The sequence below is a fragment of the Nostoc sp. genome (assembly GCF_036917675.1).
Taxonomy (GTDB): domain Bacteria; phylum Cyanobacteriota; class Cyanobacteriia; order Cyanobacteriales; family Nostocaceae; genus Nostoc.
Genome location: NZ_JBALCT010000016.1, coordinates 1 through 16,188 on the forward strand (window position 1 = coordinate 1; position 16,188 = coordinate 16,188).

General features: G+C 43.1%; 13 protein-coding genes and 1 pseudogene. 8 read left to right on the forward strand and 6 right to left on the reverse strand.

The features are described from left to right. The 6 genes and pseudogenes from V7K31_RS05095 to V7K31_RS05120 all read left to right on the forward strand — a co-directional run. Window positions 1-123, forward strand: a pseudogene (locus tag V7K31_RS05095) (photosystem II D2 protein (photosystem q(a) protein)); the annotation flags it as partial. A 785-nt stretch (window positions 124-908) separates the two neighbouring features. Then, window positions 909-1,190, forward strand: a complete 282-nt coding sequence (locus V7K31_RS05100) for a 4a-hydroxytetrahydrobiopterin dehydratase (RefSeq protein WP_335092967.1) — start codon at window positions 909-911, stop codon at window positions 1,188-1,190. A gap of 656 nt (window positions 1,191-1,846) precedes the next feature. After that, window positions 1,847-3,574, forward strand: a complete 1,728-nt coding sequence (locus V7K31_RS05105; RefSeq protein ID WP_335092968.1) for an iron uptake porin — start codon at window positions 1,847-1,849, stop codon at window positions 3,572-3,574. A gap of 444 nt (window positions 3,575-4,018) precedes the next feature. Continuing rightward, on the forward strand, window positions 4,019-4,456 hold the full coding sequence (locus V7K31_RS05110) for an RrF2 family transcriptional regulator (RefSeq protein ID WP_335092969.1): 438 nt from the start codon (window positions 4,019-4,021) through the stop codon (window positions 4,454-4,456). Window positions 4,457-4,540: 84 nt separating this feature from the next. Beyond that, window positions 4,541-5,503: a cysteine synthase A gene (cysK, locus tag V7K31_RS05115; protein ID WP_335092970.1), complete on the forward strand. Its 963-nt coding sequence runs from the start codon at window positions 4,541-4,543 to the stop codon at window positions 5,501-5,503. Window positions 5,504-5,518: 15 nt separating this feature from the next. Next, on the forward strand, window positions 5,519-6,220 hold the full coding sequence (locus tag V7K31_RS05120) for a J domain-containing protein (RefSeq protein WP_335092971.1): 702 nt from the start codon (window positions 5,519-5,521) through the stop codon (window positions 6,218-6,220). A 1-nt stretch (window position 6,221) separates the two neighbouring features. Here the strand turns inward: V7K31_RS05120 and V7K31_RS05125 are convergent, their stop codons facing one another. Further along, the gene (locus tag V7K31_RS05125) at window positions 6,222-7,049 is read right to left on the reverse strand and encodes a hypothetical protein (protein WP_335092972.1); all 828 of its coding nucleotides are present in this window, start codon (window positions 7,047-7,049) and stop codon (window positions 6,222-6,224) included. A 3-nt stretch (window positions 7,050-7,052) separates the two neighbouring features. Continuing rightward, window positions 7,053-7,454: a GTPase domain-containing protein gene (locus tag V7K31_RS05130; protein ID WP_335092973.1), complete on the reverse strand. Its 402-nt coding sequence runs from the start codon at window positions 7,452-7,454 to the stop codon at window positions 7,053-7,055. A gap of 127 nt (window positions 7,455-7,581) precedes the next feature. Between V7K31_RS05130 and V7K31_RS05135 the strand changes: the two genes are divergently transcribed. After that, complete coding sequence (locus V7K31_RS05135) at window positions 7,582-8,454, forward strand: 6-carboxytetrahydropterin synthase (protein ID WP_335092974.1); 873 nt, start codon at window positions 7,582-7,584, stop codon at window positions 8,452-8,454. Window positions 8,455-8,579: 125 nt separating this feature from the next. On the opposite strand, the gene V7K31_RS05140 is transcribed toward V7K31_RS05135, so the two are convergent. From V7K31_RS05140 to V7K31_RS05155, 4 genes are all read right to left on the reverse strand, one after another. Then, complete coding sequence (locus V7K31_RS05140) at window positions 8,580-9,137, reverse strand: Uma2 family endonuclease (protein ID WP_335092975.1); 558 nt, start codon at window positions 9,135-9,137, stop codon at window positions 8,580-8,582. A gap of 32 nt (window positions 9,138-9,169) precedes the next feature. Further along, window positions 9,170-10,138: a PrsW family intramembrane metalloprotease gene (locus V7K31_RS05145; protein ID WP_335092977.1), complete on the reverse strand. Its 969-nt coding sequence runs from the start codon at window positions 10,136-10,138 to the stop codon at window positions 9,170-9,172. Beyond that, window positions 10,131-11,051 (reverse strand): class I SAM-dependent methyltransferase, encoded by a 921-nt coding sequence (locus V7K31_RS05150; RefSeq protein WP_335092979.1) that lies wholly within the window; start codon window positions 11,049-11,051, stop codon window positions 10,131-10,133. Before V7K31_RS05150 ends, V7K31_RS05145 begins: the two co-directional genes overlap by 8 nt. A 172-nt stretch (window positions 11,052-11,223) precedes the next feature. After that, window positions 11,224-12,912, reverse strand: a complete 1,689-nt coding sequence (locus V7K31_RS05155) for a DUF3352 domain-containing protein (protein ID WP_335092980.1) — start codon at window positions 12,910-12,912, stop codon at window positions 11,224-11,226. A 543-nt stretch (window positions 12,913-13,455) separates the two neighbouring features. Here V7K31_RS05155 and V7K31_RS05160 point away from each other — a divergent pair. After that, complete coding sequence (locus tag V7K31_RS05160) at window positions 13,456-16,158, forward strand: M1 family metallopeptidase (protein ID WP_335092981.1); 2,703 nt, start codon at window positions 13,456-13,458, stop codon at window positions 16,156-16,158. Window positions 16,159-16,188 lie beyond the last annotated feature (30 nt).

Sequence of the window (16,188 nt, forward strand, 5' to 3'; positions counted from 1 at the left end):
ACCTTCTATACCAAAAACATTTTGCTGAATGAGGGTATCCGCGCTTGGATGGCTCCTCAAGATCAACCCCACGAACAATTTGTATTCCCTGAGGAAGTTCTACCTCGCGGTAACGCTCTCTAACATTAAAATCCGACCATAACCCATGACCGGAATTAAGGTTGTGGTTCTGGAAAATTGACACCACCCAGATAAAATAATCTCCTTGTAATCAGCCAAGAAAGCGTCAATATTCCCCTTTCTCCAGTAATCTCCCATCTTTTTTAAAGTGGGGGATTTTTTTCTGTATATGGTTAATATCTCTAAATTTATGTGTTATATTAGGTGAAGGTTATAAACCCAGAGTAAATACTCTGCCCTTTTAAAACTAAGACCGTTTAGGCAATAAGGAGGTGATGCCCATGATAGAAAGTAGTAAAACCATGGGTCATCAGGTTGCAGTTAGCCGGCTGTGTGCCGGGGCTGTTCTCTAAAGTTAGCCTTAGTCATCTTGAGAGACTAAGTTAGCTCAAGTAGCTAGGCAAGCTCGGAGTTCCTTCCGGCAGTCTGGTTGCAACCTGAAGACCCGCTAGACCGCGCTGGTTGAGATCAACTGATCTTAACCAGCGCGGATAGTTTTTTGTGGGTGACTTTTGTTTTATCAGGGTTTGCTGTTAAAAACTTAAATGGCAATGCCAACGCATTTAAGTTTTCTTAAAAAGAAAAATATTTTGCATCAAACCTTGGAGTCTGACCAGATGTGAGCAATAGCGTCTATCTACCAAGTCTGATTTAAATATACACATATACATTAAACCTTAGTTTCTCCTCTCATATTTTCTGTGTGGAAAATAAAAGGGGTTTGTCTTTGTCAGATGCAAGATGTAACAAATCAAATATTTTAGATAAGTATATAGGAATTTTTTGATATGGCACAACTACTCAGTGAGGCAGAAATTCAAGAACAAGCAAAGGTTCTGTCAGGTTGGACTGTTGAAGACTCGAAGTTGCAAATTACCCGCACATTCAAGGATTTTATCCAAGCAATTAAGTTTGTCAATCAGCTGGTGGAGCCGGCTGAGTCAGCAGGACATCATCCAGATATAGAGATTTCCTACAACAAAGTGAAGATTACACTGACAACACATGATGCAGGCGGGTTGACACAGACAGACTTTGATGTAGCGCAGGTGATTTCCCAAATCAACTAAGTGATTTCTTCTGACATCTTGCACCAGGCGACTGAAAATGACCGCGACACATATAAAACTCCCTATCCTTCTCCTGATGTAGATGTCGCCCATAGCTTGCTTAAGAATAGAGGTAAGGGTTTTCCTTTGGAGTGTGCGGGTTTCAAAAAGCTTGATTCCTGATCTTATGTTTATTCAAACAATACCAGGGGGACTACCCTGCGAGAAGGCTTTGCCTACGTTTGTATATAGCCGACGAGTGTCTTCTAACTGGTGTGGGATTTATACTAGTCCTAAGTGCAAGAAGTGATTTTTCCTGACAAGCTGCTAAATGTCTAAAGCTTTGAGTAATTTAGCCTCCGTAGGGAGCGAATGCCCTAAACGCTACTTCCTGCTTAGATATTGATACAAGTATGTGTGACAGTTACTAAGGCGATCGCTGTGATCTTGCCATCTAGATCAAATGTTTTATAATGTTATGATATAAAGATATGTTTTTGCATAAGTTAATCACATAAGTTTTTAACCCTAAGTTAATCGTTTATTAGCTTTGCAAAAACTAAAATTGTAGTAGTGACGACTATGCCTCATCCACAGGCTTCAATGAGATGTCGCATTTTTGAGATTTAGGTGCAACGAAGCCAATTATCTAAACAAGGTGTGAGGAGTAAAGGAAAATGTCTAATCTCTTATGGAAATCCTTAGTGGTTAGCCCAGCAGTTTTGGGAGCAGCATTGTTAGTTTCGACAACAGCAATTGCGGCTCCAAGTACAACCACTCATGTATCAGCAGCAAAACAACCGGGTGTAACGGAAGTTGCCCAACAGCCAGAAATATTGGCTCAAACAACGATAGATCAAGTTAACCACTACAGCAACGAAGGCAACCAAAATAACTCTCAGTCTCAAGTAACATCGGTTTCCCAATTTTCCGACGTCCAACCCACCGACTGGGCATTCCAAGCATTGCAGTCCTTAGTTGAGCGCTATGGTTGTATTGCAGGTTATCCGAATGCCACTTATCGCGGTAATCGGGCTTTAACTCGGTATGAATTTGCGGCTGGTTTGAATGCCTGTTTAGATCGGGTTAACGAATTGATTGCCACAGCAACAGCTGACTTGGTGACTAAACAAGATTTAGCTACCTTACAACGGTTACAAGAAGAATTTTCCGCAGAATTGGCAACTCTACGCGGTCGTGTAGATTCCTTAGAAGCGCGGACTGCTGAATTGGAAGCTAATCAGTTCTCCACTACCACAAAATTAGTCGGTGAAGCCGTTTTTGCCGTTAGTGATGGGTTTGGAGGTAAGACTGGTGACAACAACAATACTGTCTTCCAAGATCGGGTACGTTTAGACTTGCAAACCAGCTTTACGGGTAGAGACGTTTTACATACTCGTCTTGCAGCAGGTAATTCAACACCCTTTACACAATTTGATAACGCTGGTAATCAGATCGCTAGTGCTGAAGGCACACAAACGTTTCAAGTTGGTGCTGGCGATGGTAACAACAGTGTCAAGATAGACCGCTTGACCTATGAAGTTCCCATAGGCCCAGCCCATGTTTACCTCGCAGCTAGTGGTGGACGACACAGCCATTATGCTTCCGTCAACAACCCTTACTTTTTTGACCAAACCGACGGCGGTAACGGCGCTTTGTCTACCTTGGCTTCTGAAAGTCCCATCTATCGGATTGGTGGAGGTGCAGGTATAGCGCTCAATCTACCTCTTGGTAAAGGTGGTGGCATCCTGGGAAATAGTTCAATCACTGCGGGTTACTTAGCATCGCAAGCTAATAATCCTGGTATTGGTCAAGGTCTGACCAACGGCGACTATGCAGCTCTTGGACAGTTGAACTTTAGTGTTGGCGATCGCATAGCTTTAGCTGCTACCTACGTTCACGGATATAGTGGCGCAGGTGGTTTATTGTTCAACTCAGGTTCCACCTCAGATGGAACTTTTGGAAATGATGTTGCAGTAGGTACTGGACAAGCTAATATTCTGAGTACCACAAATGCATCTTCAAGTAATTCCTATGGTGTGGAGGCTGCGTTTAGACCCAGCGACAAGCTGTCAATTAGTGGCTTTGCCTCTTACCACCAGGTCACCGGCTTTGGTGCAAATGATGATTTTGACGCCTGGAGCTATGGTATTGGAGTAGCCTTACCTGATTTCGGTAAAAAGGGTAACGTTTTAGGTATTTTTGCTGGTGCAGAACCCTATTCCTTTAACCGACCAGGTTTTGTTGGGAATGATGTACCTTATCACTTTGAAGGCTTCTACAAGTATCGTGTCTCGGATAATATCTCAATTACCCCTGGTGTAATCTGGTTGACCTCTCCTGGTCAAAACAGCAATAACGACGATGCAATTATCGGTACGCTCAGAACAACTTTTACCTTCTAGAGTGTTGACTATCCACTGAGAATTTTGAACTCTATTGCTCCCCGCCATCAGGCGGGGCTTTTTGTTTTCAGTAGCAACAACTAATAAACCCCAGAATGTAACCGGAGTATACTAGAAAAGTTAGGAGTTGTGAGTTAGAAGTTATGAGTTATGGCGGGTTTTAGATGAATATAGCAGTACCCTGCCAGAAGCCGCTACGCGTCTATGGATGCAACACATGCTAGGGCAGACCAAGAGTAATATCCTAACGCTGCCGATTTTGAATTTTGGATTTTAGATTGAAGGAAAAAGTGTTCGACTGATTTGTACTGAGCCTTGCGTTACCCTGAGCTTGTCGTAGGGTCGAAGTAGTGTCTTTGCCCTGAGGCTGCCGAAGGGTCACGCCGAAGTCTAAAATCCAAATTGAATGACTCACAACTCCTAACCCCTAACTTATTGCTGCTTATGGAACTATCGTGTAAATCGGAATACGCAATTCTGGCCTTATTAGAAATGGCCGCTCATTACGAAAGTGGCGAACCTCTGCAAATTCGACAAATTGCAGCACAACAAAACATACCCGATCGCTATCTGGAACAGCTACTAGCAACCTTGAGGCGTGGGGGTATAGTCAAGAGTCAGCGCGGATCAAAAGGTGGCTATCTGTTAACGCGAGAACCCCGAAAAATCATCCTTTTTGAGATTTTGGAATGTTTAGAAGGGTTAGAGGTGCGAACTTGTGAAGAAAACGTTAATTCCAAAACGGTAGACAGTTCGGTTATAGATGAAGTTTGGCAAGAAGCAAGTCGCGCGGCAAATTCAGTGTTGCAAAAATATACGCTCCAGGATCTTTGTGAAAAACGAGATTCCCGGCAGCAGTTGGATATCATGTACTACATTTAGTCAAGAGTCATTTGTCATTGGTCATTGGTCATTTATTGATGACAAATGACCAATGACTAATAACTAATAACTAAGGACTAAATTATGCGAATAGCTCGTAACATTACAGAACTGGTTGGTCGTACACCCCTAGTCCAGTTGAACCGCATTCCCCAAACAGAAGGATGTGTTGCTGAAATTGTGGTGAAACTGGAAAGTATGAACCCATCGGCATCAGTCAAAGATCGCATTGGGGTGAGTATGATTAACGGCGCCGAAGAGGAAGGGCTGATTACTCCTCTTAAGACAGTATTGGTAGAACCGACTTCTGGAAACACAGGAATTGCCCTAGCAATGGCAGCAGCAGCTAAGGGTTATCGGTTAATTTTAACCATGCCAGAGACAATGAGTGGGGAGCGTCGGGCAATGTTGCGGGCTTATGGAGCAGAACTGGAACTAACGCCAGGAATGGAAGGCATGAGTGGGGCAATTCGGCGAGCGCAACAAATCGTTAATACGACACCAAATAGCTATATGTTGCAGCAGTTTCGCAATCCAGCCAATGCAAGAGTGCATCGGGAAACTACTGCCCTTGAAATCTGGGAAGATACCGATGGACAAGTAGATATAATTGTCGCAGGGGTGGGTACAGGTGGTACGATCACTGGTGTCGCAGAAGTGATTAAAGCCCGCAAGCCTAGTTCTAAGGCGATCGCTGTTGAACCAGCCAATAGCCCAGTTTTATCTGGTGGACGTCCCGGCCCACACAAAATCCAAGGAATTGGCGCTGGGTTTATTCCCCAAGTTCTCAAAATAAAATTGATTGATGAAGTGATTACTGTCACCGATGAAGAAGCGATCGCCTACAGTCGGCGTTTGGCAAAAGAAGAAGGGCTACTATCTGGCATTTCCAGTGGAGCAGCTTTATGTGCAGCAATTCGCGTTGCTCAACGTCAAGAAAATAAAGGGCGTTTAATTGTGGTGATTCAGCCAAGTTTTGGTGAGAGGTATTTGAGTACGCCGTTGTTCCAAGACCTGGAGGCAAGGTTAGCCGCTAGCGTCAGTTAACGATACATTGAATTAATGGTCAATTCTAAGCACGTTTCTAACCACTACGAAACTCTCAAAGTTAGTCCAAGTGCAAGCCAAGCAGAGATTAAGCAAGCTTATCGCCGCTTGGTTAAGTTGTTTCATCCTGACAGTAATCAGGAAACAGCCGATCACGAGCAGATTATCCGCATCAATGCAGCTTATGAGGTTTTAGGCGACAACCAAAATCGCCGCAATTATGACCAGCAACTGCAAGATGACTCTCAAAAATTAAATAGCGATCGCCAACAGCGTACAGCATCAGCGCAAAAGCATTATCAGACAAGACGAAAAACCGGACGGGATGTTGACGAGCAAGTTGAAGAATGGCTGCGCCAAGTTTACCAACCAGTAAATCGTTTGCTTTGTAACATTCTGTATTCTCTAGAAGAACAAATGGAGCAATTAGCGGCTGATCCCTTTGATGATGAGTTGTTAGATGAATTTCAGGAATATTTAAAAACCTGTAAAGATGACCTCAAGCAGGCACAAATTACTTTTCGCTCCCTGCCAAATCCCCCTAGTCTAGCAAGAACGGCGGCTCACCTCTACTACAGCCTCGATCAAGCAGCAGATGGACTTGAAGAGTTGGCTTATTTTCCTTTGAACTACGATGAGCGTTATTTACACACAGGTCAAGAACTATTCCGCATAGCTACGGGATTACATTGTGAGGCACAAGCGTCTGTAAATTAATTTAAGAGGCTGCATTCTTTGTCTCTGGTAAAGGGAGAAAATATGCGATCGCAGCATCCCCTAAACCTTTTGTAGCGATCGCACCAGCACCAGCTGCCACTAAGCTACCGAAACCAGGTACAAATTTTAAGGCAATATCAGCAATACCGATCATGCCAAGATTTGCTCCAAGACCTACTCCCACATTTATAAAAAAGTCTTTGACAGTTTGATCAGAAAACTCTCGTCCACTGAGCCAGCCAATATACATAACCATAAAAGTTTGGATAGTACCGACTAATGGTATTGCTGCACCTGGAATTGGATTGACAGAAACAAAACCACATAAAACAGTACAAGCTGTAACAACTGTTCTAGCAGTATGGAGTTGAAACTTTTTAATATGCGCCATTCGTGCCAATGAGCCGCGTATCTCGCTTGGCGTATACTGGATCATTTTTTCCACTAATTCAGTAATATTCCATCGACGGTCTTGATCGGGTAGAATCAAACCGTTCCTCCCATCTTCGTATTCAGCGTCTGCAACAGTAGGAACAACTTGTTTTACATGACCGCGTAATCCTTCTCTTTCTCTCAAAAAAGCAAAAAAACTTTGAACTTGTTCCTGAATATTGCGATTTTTCCGTTCATTGTCAGTTGGTAAAGAAACTGTTGAAGGTGCTAATTTATCACACTGTGTCAAAACTCCAATCACAGGTAAATCGCGCTGATACAGCTTCTTGATTTCTCCCACGATTAATTCACACCCATCGAGGTCTTTGTCACTAGCAGCATGAACATCCTCTGCCTTACACAAAACGAGAATGACATCTGGACAATCTTTTTTCACAGCTTACATGATACTTTCATAAGGCGTTTTGGCTGAATCATATTGTCTTGGTGCTTGAGACTCCTGTAAACCTCTTGTGTCTAGGATGTGGAGTAAATCACTACCATCATGGTAGTAATTCTTCCATTCAGCCATACCTGTTTCTGGTGTTGTATCACTGACTTCTGCAACCTTTAAACCACAAATGGCATTAATTAGGGATGATTTACCGCATCTAGTACGACCAATTACCATGACTCGTGGTGGACGTAGCCCTTGAATAACAGAACGTAAATCATTCAATTTTCCCTCAAATTCCTCTTTGAGTGGGAAAAATCCTGGAAGTGAGTTTATAATCTTGAGGAGTTCTGTTGCCAGAAATTCATTACGACTCAGCACTTCATTATTCTCTTGAAAAGTAGTCATATTTCAAACTCCAAGTTTGACCGTCATTAGTTTTATGGTTATTATTCCCTAAGCACTGGCAAAGAAATAGTTTATGCTGGAAACAGAAAAAGATTAAGAAATTTTAAATTCTGCTCTTAGTGTACTCATGCAATGTATTGTTAATCGCCGCGGCCAGTTTTCGGCAAGTCATCGCTATTGGTTGCCAGAACTGAGTGAAGCCGAGAATATTGATAAATTTGGTGCTTGCTCTAAATTTCCGGGACACGGGCATAACTATGTTTTATTTATCTCCCTAGCCGGGGAATTGGATGAATATGGCATGGTGCTGAACTTGTCTGATGTGAAACACGTAATCAAAGGGGAAGTTACCAGTCAATTGGACTTCTCTTATCTCAACGATGTGTGGGCAGAATTTCAACAAACTCTGCCTACCACTGAGAATATTGCACGCATTATTTGGCAGCGACTAGCACCACACTTGCCTTTAGTCCGTGTGCAGTTGTTTGAACATCCTGAACTTTGGGCAGATTATATGGGAAACGCAATGGAAGCCTACCTCACCATCAGTACTCACTTTAGCGCTGCCCATCGGCTAGCTCATCCTAACCTCACTAACGAAGAAAACACTGAGATTTATGGTAAGTGCGCTCGTCCACACGGTCACGGACACAACTACCATCTAGAAGTTACCGTGAAAGGGGAAATTGATCCACGCACTGGCATGATTATTGATTTAGGTGTCCTGAATCAAGTGATAGAAGATTATGTGATAGAGCCATTCGATCACACCTTTTTAAACAAGGATATTCCCTACTTTACCGAAGTTGTGCCGACTGCTGAAAATATCGCACTTTACATTAGTAATTTAGTGCGATCGCCTATTCAGGAATTGGGAGCTAAACTTTACAAAGTAAAATTGATTGAAAGTCCTAATAACTCCTGCGAAATCTACTGCACAGAGTCAGAATCAGATTCAGTCACCGCATCCGCGAATCAGCCATTATTAGCACGGGTTTAGCTATAGGGAATACAGACTGGGGATTGGGGGAGCAAGAATTTTAGATTTTAGATTTTGGATTTTAGATTGAAATTTAATCCAAAATTTAAAATCCCAAATCCAAAATTGAATTGCCCAATGCCCAGCTAGAAAAGTTTACTAACTAAACAGTTAAAACCAGGTAGTAAAGGACTTGTCAACTCATCTTGACTAAATAAAGTAACTGCTAACTTTAATGCAGCTTGTTCACGACGATAAACTTCAACTTTCTTCTGTATAGAATCACAAATCCAATATTCCTGAACCCCTTGCACCGAGTACAGCTTTAGCTTTGTTTCCTTGTCGCGTTTCTCGTTTTTTTCGCCAGGTGACAGAACTTCTACTACTAACTCCGGTGCGCCCGTGAGGTGTCCAGCTTCATCTAGCAAGTGTTTTAAGCGTTCATGACTTGCCCACACCACATCGGGGATCACATTGTCAGAATCTGAGAAAAAAATTCCAGGTGCGATCGCAGCTTGACCTAAACCAGTTTCATCTGACCAATTTTTAAGAACTGTAACAATATTGGCGCAGCTTGTTTGATGATCCCAGTTAGGTGCTTTGGTCACAAATAGTTCTCCATCAATAATCTCATAGCGATTCCTGCGATCGCAAGCAAATAGTTCTAGGTCAGCAGTCGTCCAACGCACTGGAGTTGTTTGCATAGAAACCCCCTAGCATTTTCTTAAATCATATTTTAAAAATACCGACGACGGGCGGAATGTCGCAAATAGCGATAAATGCCCCAAGCTACAACTCCAAAAAAGAGATTTAGCAAAAAGCGACTAAATATAAACCACAAAATATCACTGTCAAGAAGCTTCGATGGACTCAAAGGACTAAGAATTCTGACTAAGAGAAATAGCCCAAAAATAGCATTTCCACCCAGCACAAGGGCAAATAGCACTAAACTCCTCTGCCAGTAACGGCGCTGGAGTGTACGGTCTGAGATCAGGGTAATGGCGGGTTTACCTTGCACTTTTCGCAGTAATTGTTCCAGTCGCCAAAACATCCACAATAGAAACGGAAATAAACCATAACTCAAGAAACGTAGGGGTAATGAGTAACCCCAAGCACTAGATAGGACATTAACTAGGGCATGACAGATTACAGAATTTAGCCAAGCCAAAAAAATTAACTTCCTGTCTCGATTTAACCGAGTATGGGAGGAAATATAAATTCCCAAGGCATATCCCCAAGGTGCAGAGAATATAGCATGGACTGGCGTGCCAAGAGTACGTTCAAAAATTGATGCTGTACCGTGGAAAAGGTAAATCGAGTTCTCTTCGGCAGTGAATCCAAGGGCAACGGCTATGGTGAAGAGGAAAACGGTAGAGGTAAGTAATCGATACCTGCGTTGCAGATAGTAGGTTGGGACAACAACCGCAGCCAACTTACAGCCTTCTTCGATTGGGCTTACTTCCACAAGCTGTCGCAAGGCTATACCAGGAAGCCAACCTTTGATCTGCTGCCAGTCTACAAAAGAATTGGCTACAGTTTCAAAAATCCATTCGAGGCTAAGGGCTAAGATCCCAGATATTGCCCCGATGATAAAGAACATTAGTAACTTTAACACAGGTGGGGCAAATGGTACTCGACAGTAGTAGTAGGCTAGCAGCAGCAATGGTGGTATTGCTGCCCACAGCAGTAGAGAGAAATCAACCACTCACCTGAGCAATCACTGTGCGGTGACGGTGGCTATTGTTAGTGATAGTGGGAGTTTGGAAACCTGCCTCAACAACAGCTTGCTCAATGTCCAAAGCAAAATATTCATCTAAATACGGTTCAGTACTTTTGAGCAACGTCAAAATGTAGGGTGGCATTTTCTGGTAAACTTCAGATTTGGGATTCATGTCCATGATTGTTAAGTAGCCACCGGGACGCAGCACGCGCCGCATTTCAGCAAAAATCTGTCGGGTTGCTGATTGGGGCAATTCATGGCACATCAGAAAAATGGAGACTAAATCAAAAGAGGCATCTGGTAGTCCAGTAGATTCAGCTTGGGCATGAAGCCAATTAATTTTAGCTTGACGTTGTTGGGCGCGGTAATTGGCAACAGCTAAGAAGTAGGGAGATAAGTCCAAGCCTGTGATTTGGGCATGGGGATAAATTTCTTGCATAGCAAAGGTACTCAAACCTACAGCACACGCTAAATCTAGTATGTCTTGCGGTTGATTGGGGATTTGCGCTTTAAGGATATCGTGGTAACTTTGGCGCAGTTTAGCATCTCCTTGCGCTCCAGCATCCTGCCAAATTCCGGCGTGGACGGTACGAGCAGCAACTTCCAATTCAAAAGCCGCTTTCCAACTGAGGTCTCCGCCTTCGTAGGCATGGAATGGTCGCAGGTAGTATTCTGGGTAGGAAAGCTGAGGATTTTCTACTTGAGCTAGATCAGCCTTCCAATCAAGCGCCTGTAGTGTTTCGACTTCTTGCGTCCAAGGCACACCAATTCTCTCGGCACGTTTAATCATCATTTGTCTAGCTTGATGTTTGGCTAGGTTAGCTAAAGGCTTGATTGCCAATATGCCATTCACCAAGCGGGAAGCGAAGCCAAGATTAGTGTTTACAGCAGCCGTCATAAATTAATTCGCATTGAATAGCCTTTTCTACTTATGACATAGTTGCTGGAGGCCAGTCTAGATGCAAATTGAAAAACATTCTGGAGAGTGGGGGATGAGGGGGATGAGGAAGCAGGGAGAGCAGGAGACAGAAGAATTAATAACCAATGCCCAATACCCAATGCCCAATGTCCTATTTCGCACTATTCGGCTTGAGAGCTAACAACATCTCCAATTCACTGGTAGATTTATCGGGGCTAGTGGCGGTAACACCAAAACCACGAATGGAACCCAGGATAGTAATGGTATCGGCGTTAGACGAGATCAAACTATTAATCAAGGGCATAGTTTTAGTTTTGTCCATATCCAGGTAGAAATAACCGCCGTTGGGCTTTTGCAAAGAACCAGTAACGGCTTTGAAGGTGTCGCTATTGGCGAGAGATTGATTTTTGCGATCGCTAACTGCGTCCGCAATTGGGCCACCAAGAGCTACAAATAAAGTGTCTTGATCCAGCCAACCATGCGCCACTAAAGCTCCTTGTTGGGGGATTTGCCATTCAGTTACGTCTTTACCACCAATATTTCTGTTGGCGATGTTGATTTTTTGGGTTTTGGCGAGGGTATCCAATTTTATCAAGGTGGCTTCGGCAGTTTTGCGATCGCTAGTATCAAATACTAAAGCACCTCCAAAACCAAAGCTCGCTAACACCCCTTGATTTGATGGAATCGCACCAAAGGCAAATTCCCCATTCATCCAGCCAAAAATGTCCTTATCCAGGTCAATATTGACAAATTTAAGTTGCGATCGCGCTTGTTCCAAAGCTTGCTTCATTTGGGGATAATCTTTGGACTGTTCTACTAGCGTTTCCCAGCCACGGCTGATGCCACTTCCACTAATCAGAGCAAAGGTATCAATCGGAAATTGCCCGACTATGCTCCCAGGAGTTGATTGATACTGAAATTTATTTAGTTGTGGATCTAAATTCGCGATCGCTTTTACCCGCACTCCCGCATCATCAACACCAACACCCGCCACCACAGATTTTATCTGCTTGAGTTGCGTCAGGGCTTGTGGAGGTAACTGCTTTGCCTGCGGACTTGCAGCTGCTAATTGCTGTACCGTGCCTGGATAATCTGGTACATAAATTTGGGCGAGGCTGTTTTTGACATTCACTCCTTTGCTGAGAATGCTACCGGCACCTTCTTTACTGGCAAAAGAAGACTGTCCCTTAAACGTGTCAATTGCTTTTTCTACAGCTTGCTTTTCGGGGGCTAATACCAAGTGACTATTATTTAAAACTACGCTATATGTCGGCTTGCCATTTTGTGTAGTTTCGATAATTTTTTGACCTTGATAATCAGATTCCTGGAATTTCACCCCTTTTTCTGACTTCAATTTATTAGCAAAATTCAAGGCACTGAGTTTGTCCTTGATTCCCACTACTATCAGGATATTCGGTTTCTGTTGTAAATTTGTTGGTACATTAGATGCCCCAGACGGCACGTTTAACTGTACCGGTTTCACAGGATTTGGTGGCAGTACAGCAATCATCACACTACCAGCCCAAGGCTTTATGTCTTTTTCATAAGAAACGTTACCTTCACTGAACATTTGCTTATTGAAATCTTCCAGATTTTTTGCCACTAACTTTTGTGCTTCTGGAGTGCCAAACTGCTGTAACTTTGCCCAAGCTTCGGGGTCAGTAGTAATATAAGCTGCCATCAATGCTGTTGAAGGTACTACTTTAGCACTGCCTAGAGCATCTGAGCTACCACCTGATGGGGATTTAAAATACGTATAAGCCCCTATACTTCCTGCTACAACTACAACTACAGCAGCACCAACAGCAGGAATGAAAAACTTTGATTTAGTTTCAGCCATTTTGTTATCCTCTTTTGCTCAGATTGTCGCCGAGATTTATCCAAGTGTCATTGTAGAGTTTTCGGATTTATTAATAATTTCCGCTCATTGATCGGTATTTACTGATAAAATTAGTAATCTATTAAGTTAGCGGTCTAAAATTACTCTCAAAAATACTTCCAAGGGATAATGACCGAATCTGCAAATGATCTGCTGTTCATCTCAAACAAAATAGCCTGTTTAGCAACAGCAAGCTATCCTAAGTTATAAGAATAATTAGGAGTATTTGTACTTAATGAGAATCTATCGAGGTGTCAGAGACACTTGACCCGATGACAAAAAAGTGCAAAAAATCAGGGAAAGTAAATGCGGGAGAGGATATGGAAAAAAGTCCAAGGTTCGGCAGCCAACCTTCGGAGATTCGGGTGAGATTAATATCCCAAAAGGGAGTTTTCACCTGCATAATGCCCTGTTGATTTGGGAAATACATTTAGACACCGCTATTTTGCTTAACTACATCCAGCCAAGCCAGACTTTTCAGAATTACAAGGTCAGTAAGGATCAATGTCGAAGTCTTATTTTGATACAGATAATAACGGACACAAGCCTTTTGAGTTACCGGGGGCAAGACCACACTACAACCCCGATCGCCCCGGACAGGTAGAGCATATTTTTCTCAATCTCAGCTTGGATATCCCTAAGCAAAGCTATCAGGGCAGTTGTAGCATTCGCCTCTTGCCAATCCGTAATGGCATTGACCGTTTGACTTTGGATGCTGTCAACCTGAATATCGAGTCTGTGCAGGTGGACGAAGTGCCACAAAATTTTGACTACGACGGGGAACAGCTTTCTATCCAACTTTCGGAAGCAACCCAGATTGGTAAACGCTTGCTGATTGCGATCGCCTACTCGGTGACAAAACCGCAACGCGGTATTTATTTTATTCAACCAGACAAGCACTACCCAAACAAGCCCACCCAAGTTTGGACTCAGGGCGAAGACGAAGACTCTCGCTTTTGGTTCCCCTGCTTTGACTATCCAGGACAACTGTCTACTTCGGAAATTCGCGTGCGTGTTCCTAACCCTCTGGTGGCGATTTCCAACGGGGAATTGATCGACACTACAGAAGATGGTGATTACAAAATCTACCATTGGTCACAGCAACAAGTTCATCCTACATACTTGATGACTTTGGCAGTAGGTGATTTTGCTGAAATTCGGGACGAGTGGCAGGGGAAACCTGTTACCTACTACGTAGAAAAGGGACGGGAGGAAGATGCTAAACGCAGTATGGGCAAAACTCCCCGGATGATCGAATTTTTGAGCCAAAAGTATGGCTATCCTTATGCTTTCCCGAAATACGCCCAGGTTTGCGTCGATGACTTCATCTTTGGCGGGATGGAAAACACCTCCACAACCCTGTTAACAGATAGGTGCTTGCTGGATGAACGCGCCGCTTTAGATAACCGCAATACTGAAAGTTTAGTCGTCCACGAACTCGCGCACCAGTGGTTTGGTGATTTGGTGGTGATTAAGCATTGGTCTCATGCTTGGATTAAGGAAGGGATGGCTTCCTATTCTGAGGTGATGTGGACAGAACAGGAATATAGTCCAGAAGAAGCAGCTTACTATCGTTTATTGCAAGCTAGTCGTTACTTCAGTGAAGATAGCAGCCGCTACCGCCGCCCAATGGTAACACATATTTACCGGGAAGCTATTGAACTTTACGATCGCCACATCTACGAAAAAGGGTCTTGTGTTTATCACATGATTCGAGGTCAATTGGGAGATGAATTGTTTTGGCAAGCAATTCAAACATTTATTCAAGATAATGCCCACAAAACCGTAGAAACAGTAGACTTACTCAGGGCGATTGAAAAGGCTACCGGACGTAATCTTTTGTTCCTCTTTGACCAATACGTTTATCGTGGTGGTCATCCCGATTTTAAACTGGCTTACTCTTGGGATGGGGATGCTAATTTGGCAAAAATTACGGTAACTCAAACCCAAGCTGCTGAAGATAAAAATGGCAGTAAGGATTTGTTTGATCTAAAAATACCTATTGGTTTTGGCTATACCCAACAGGAAGAAGTGAAAAGTGAAGAGTTAGGAGTAGAGACGCGATTAATCGCGTCTGTACAGGAGTTAGGAGTTAAAAATAATTCTCAAATCATCACTTCTAATTCCCAACTAAAAACTTTTTTAGTGAGGGTGAATGAACGTGAACAAAGCTTCTACTTTCCCCTAGAAAATAAACCCCAATTTATCAGTTTTGATATGGGGAATAATTACCTGAAAACAGTAACTTTAGAGTATCCAATACCGGAGTTAAAAGCACAGTTAGAATTTGATCCCGACCCGATTTCGCGTATCTATGCAGCAACAGCTTTGGCGAAAAAAGGCGGGTTAGAAGCTACCATTGCACTGTCTGCGGCGCTCAAAAATGACCCATTCTGGGGTGTGCGTGTGGAAGTGGCAAAACAACTAGCCCAAATTAATTTAGACCAAACCTTTGATGGCTTAGTTCTTGGGTTAAAAGATAAAAATGCTTACGTGCGACGATCTGTAGTGGAAGCGCTTGGCCAAATCAAAACTGCTGAAAGCTATAAAATTGTCAAAGGGCTGTTGCAAAAGGGCGATCCCAGCTACTATGTGGAAGCAACAGCCTCTCGTGCGATCGGGGCAATGTCTGCAACGGGCTTTGCCTACGCATCTACAAACTTAGAAGAAAAACCTAAGGAAGACAAGGTATTAAAGCTGCTAAAATCCGTTTTAGAAAAAAAGGCGGGTTGGAATGAAGTTGTACGGAGTGGTGCGATCGCCGGTTTAGCTGAATTTAAAACCTCGGAAGCTGCTTTAAATGTGCTAATCGAATACACCAAACTTGGTGTACCACAACCCCTACGTTTAGCAACAATTCGCGCTTTAGGAAAGATTTCTGTAGGTCAAAGTCCGGTTAATTTGGAACGTATTTTAGAAAAATTAACAGAACTAGCCAAAGAAACCTTCTTTTTAACGCAAGTGGCGGTAGCAGCAGCGTTAGGACAAATGGAAATACCTAGAGCAGTCGGGGTTTTGCGATCGCTAGCTGAACAAACAGCCGATGGGCGTGTACGTCGCTATGCTGAAGAAGAAATTTCCAAAGTGCAAAAGAATATTGGTTCAGAAAAAACTCTGCGTCAATTGCGTGAAGATTTCGACCAACTCAAACAACAAAACCAGGAATTGAGAAGCCGTTTAGAAAACTTGGAGGCTAAATCTAAATAGCACCAAATAAGTGAGCGTGAATAACTAAAG

Bases quoted from the DNA above. Each gene is read 5' to 3' on its own strand.
- V7K31_RS05140 (WP_335092975.1), bottom strand. From the start codon at position 9,137: ATGCAAACAACTCCAGTGCGTTGGACGACTGCTGACCTAGAACTATTT.
- V7K31_RS05105 (WP_335092968.1), top strand. From the start codon at position 1,847: ATGTCTAATCTCTTATGGAAATCCTTAGTGGTTAGCCCAGCAGTTTTG.
- cysK (WP_335092970.1), top strand. From the start codon at position 4,541: ATGCGAATAGCTCGTAACATTACAGAACTGGTTGGTCGTACACCCCTA.
- V7K31_RS05100 (WP_335092967.1), top strand. From the start codon at position 909: ATGGCACAACTACTCAGTGAGGCAGAAATTCAAGAACAAGCAAAGGTT.
- V7K31_RS05120 (WP_335092971.1), top strand. From the start codon at position 5,519: ATGGTCAATTCTAAGCACGTTTCTAACCACTACGAAACTCTCAAAGTT.
- V7K31_RS05155 (WP_335092980.1), bottom strand. From the start codon at position 12,912: ATGGCTGAAACTAAATCAAAGTTTTTCATTCCTGCTGTTGGTGCTGCT.
- V7K31_RS05135 (WP_335092974.1), top strand. From the start codon at position 7,582: ATGCAATGTATTGTTAATCGCCGCGGCCAGTTTTCGGCAAGTCATCGC.
- V7K31_RS05110 (WP_335092969.1), top strand. From the start codon at position 4,019: ATGGAACTATCGTGTAAATCGGAATACGCAATTCTGGCCTTATTAGAA.
- V7K31_RS05150 (WP_335092979.1), bottom strand. From the start codon at position 11,051: ATGACGGCTGCTGTAAACACTAATCTTGGCTTCGCTTCCCGCTTGGTG.
- V7K31_RS05130 (WP_335092973.1), bottom strand. From the start codon at position 7,454: ATGACTACTTTTCAAGAGAATAATGAAGTGCTGAGTCGTAATGAATTT.
- V7K31_RS05160 (WP_335092981.1), top strand. From the start codon at position 13,456: ATGTCGAAGTCTTATTTTGATACAGATAATAACGGACACAAGCCTTTT.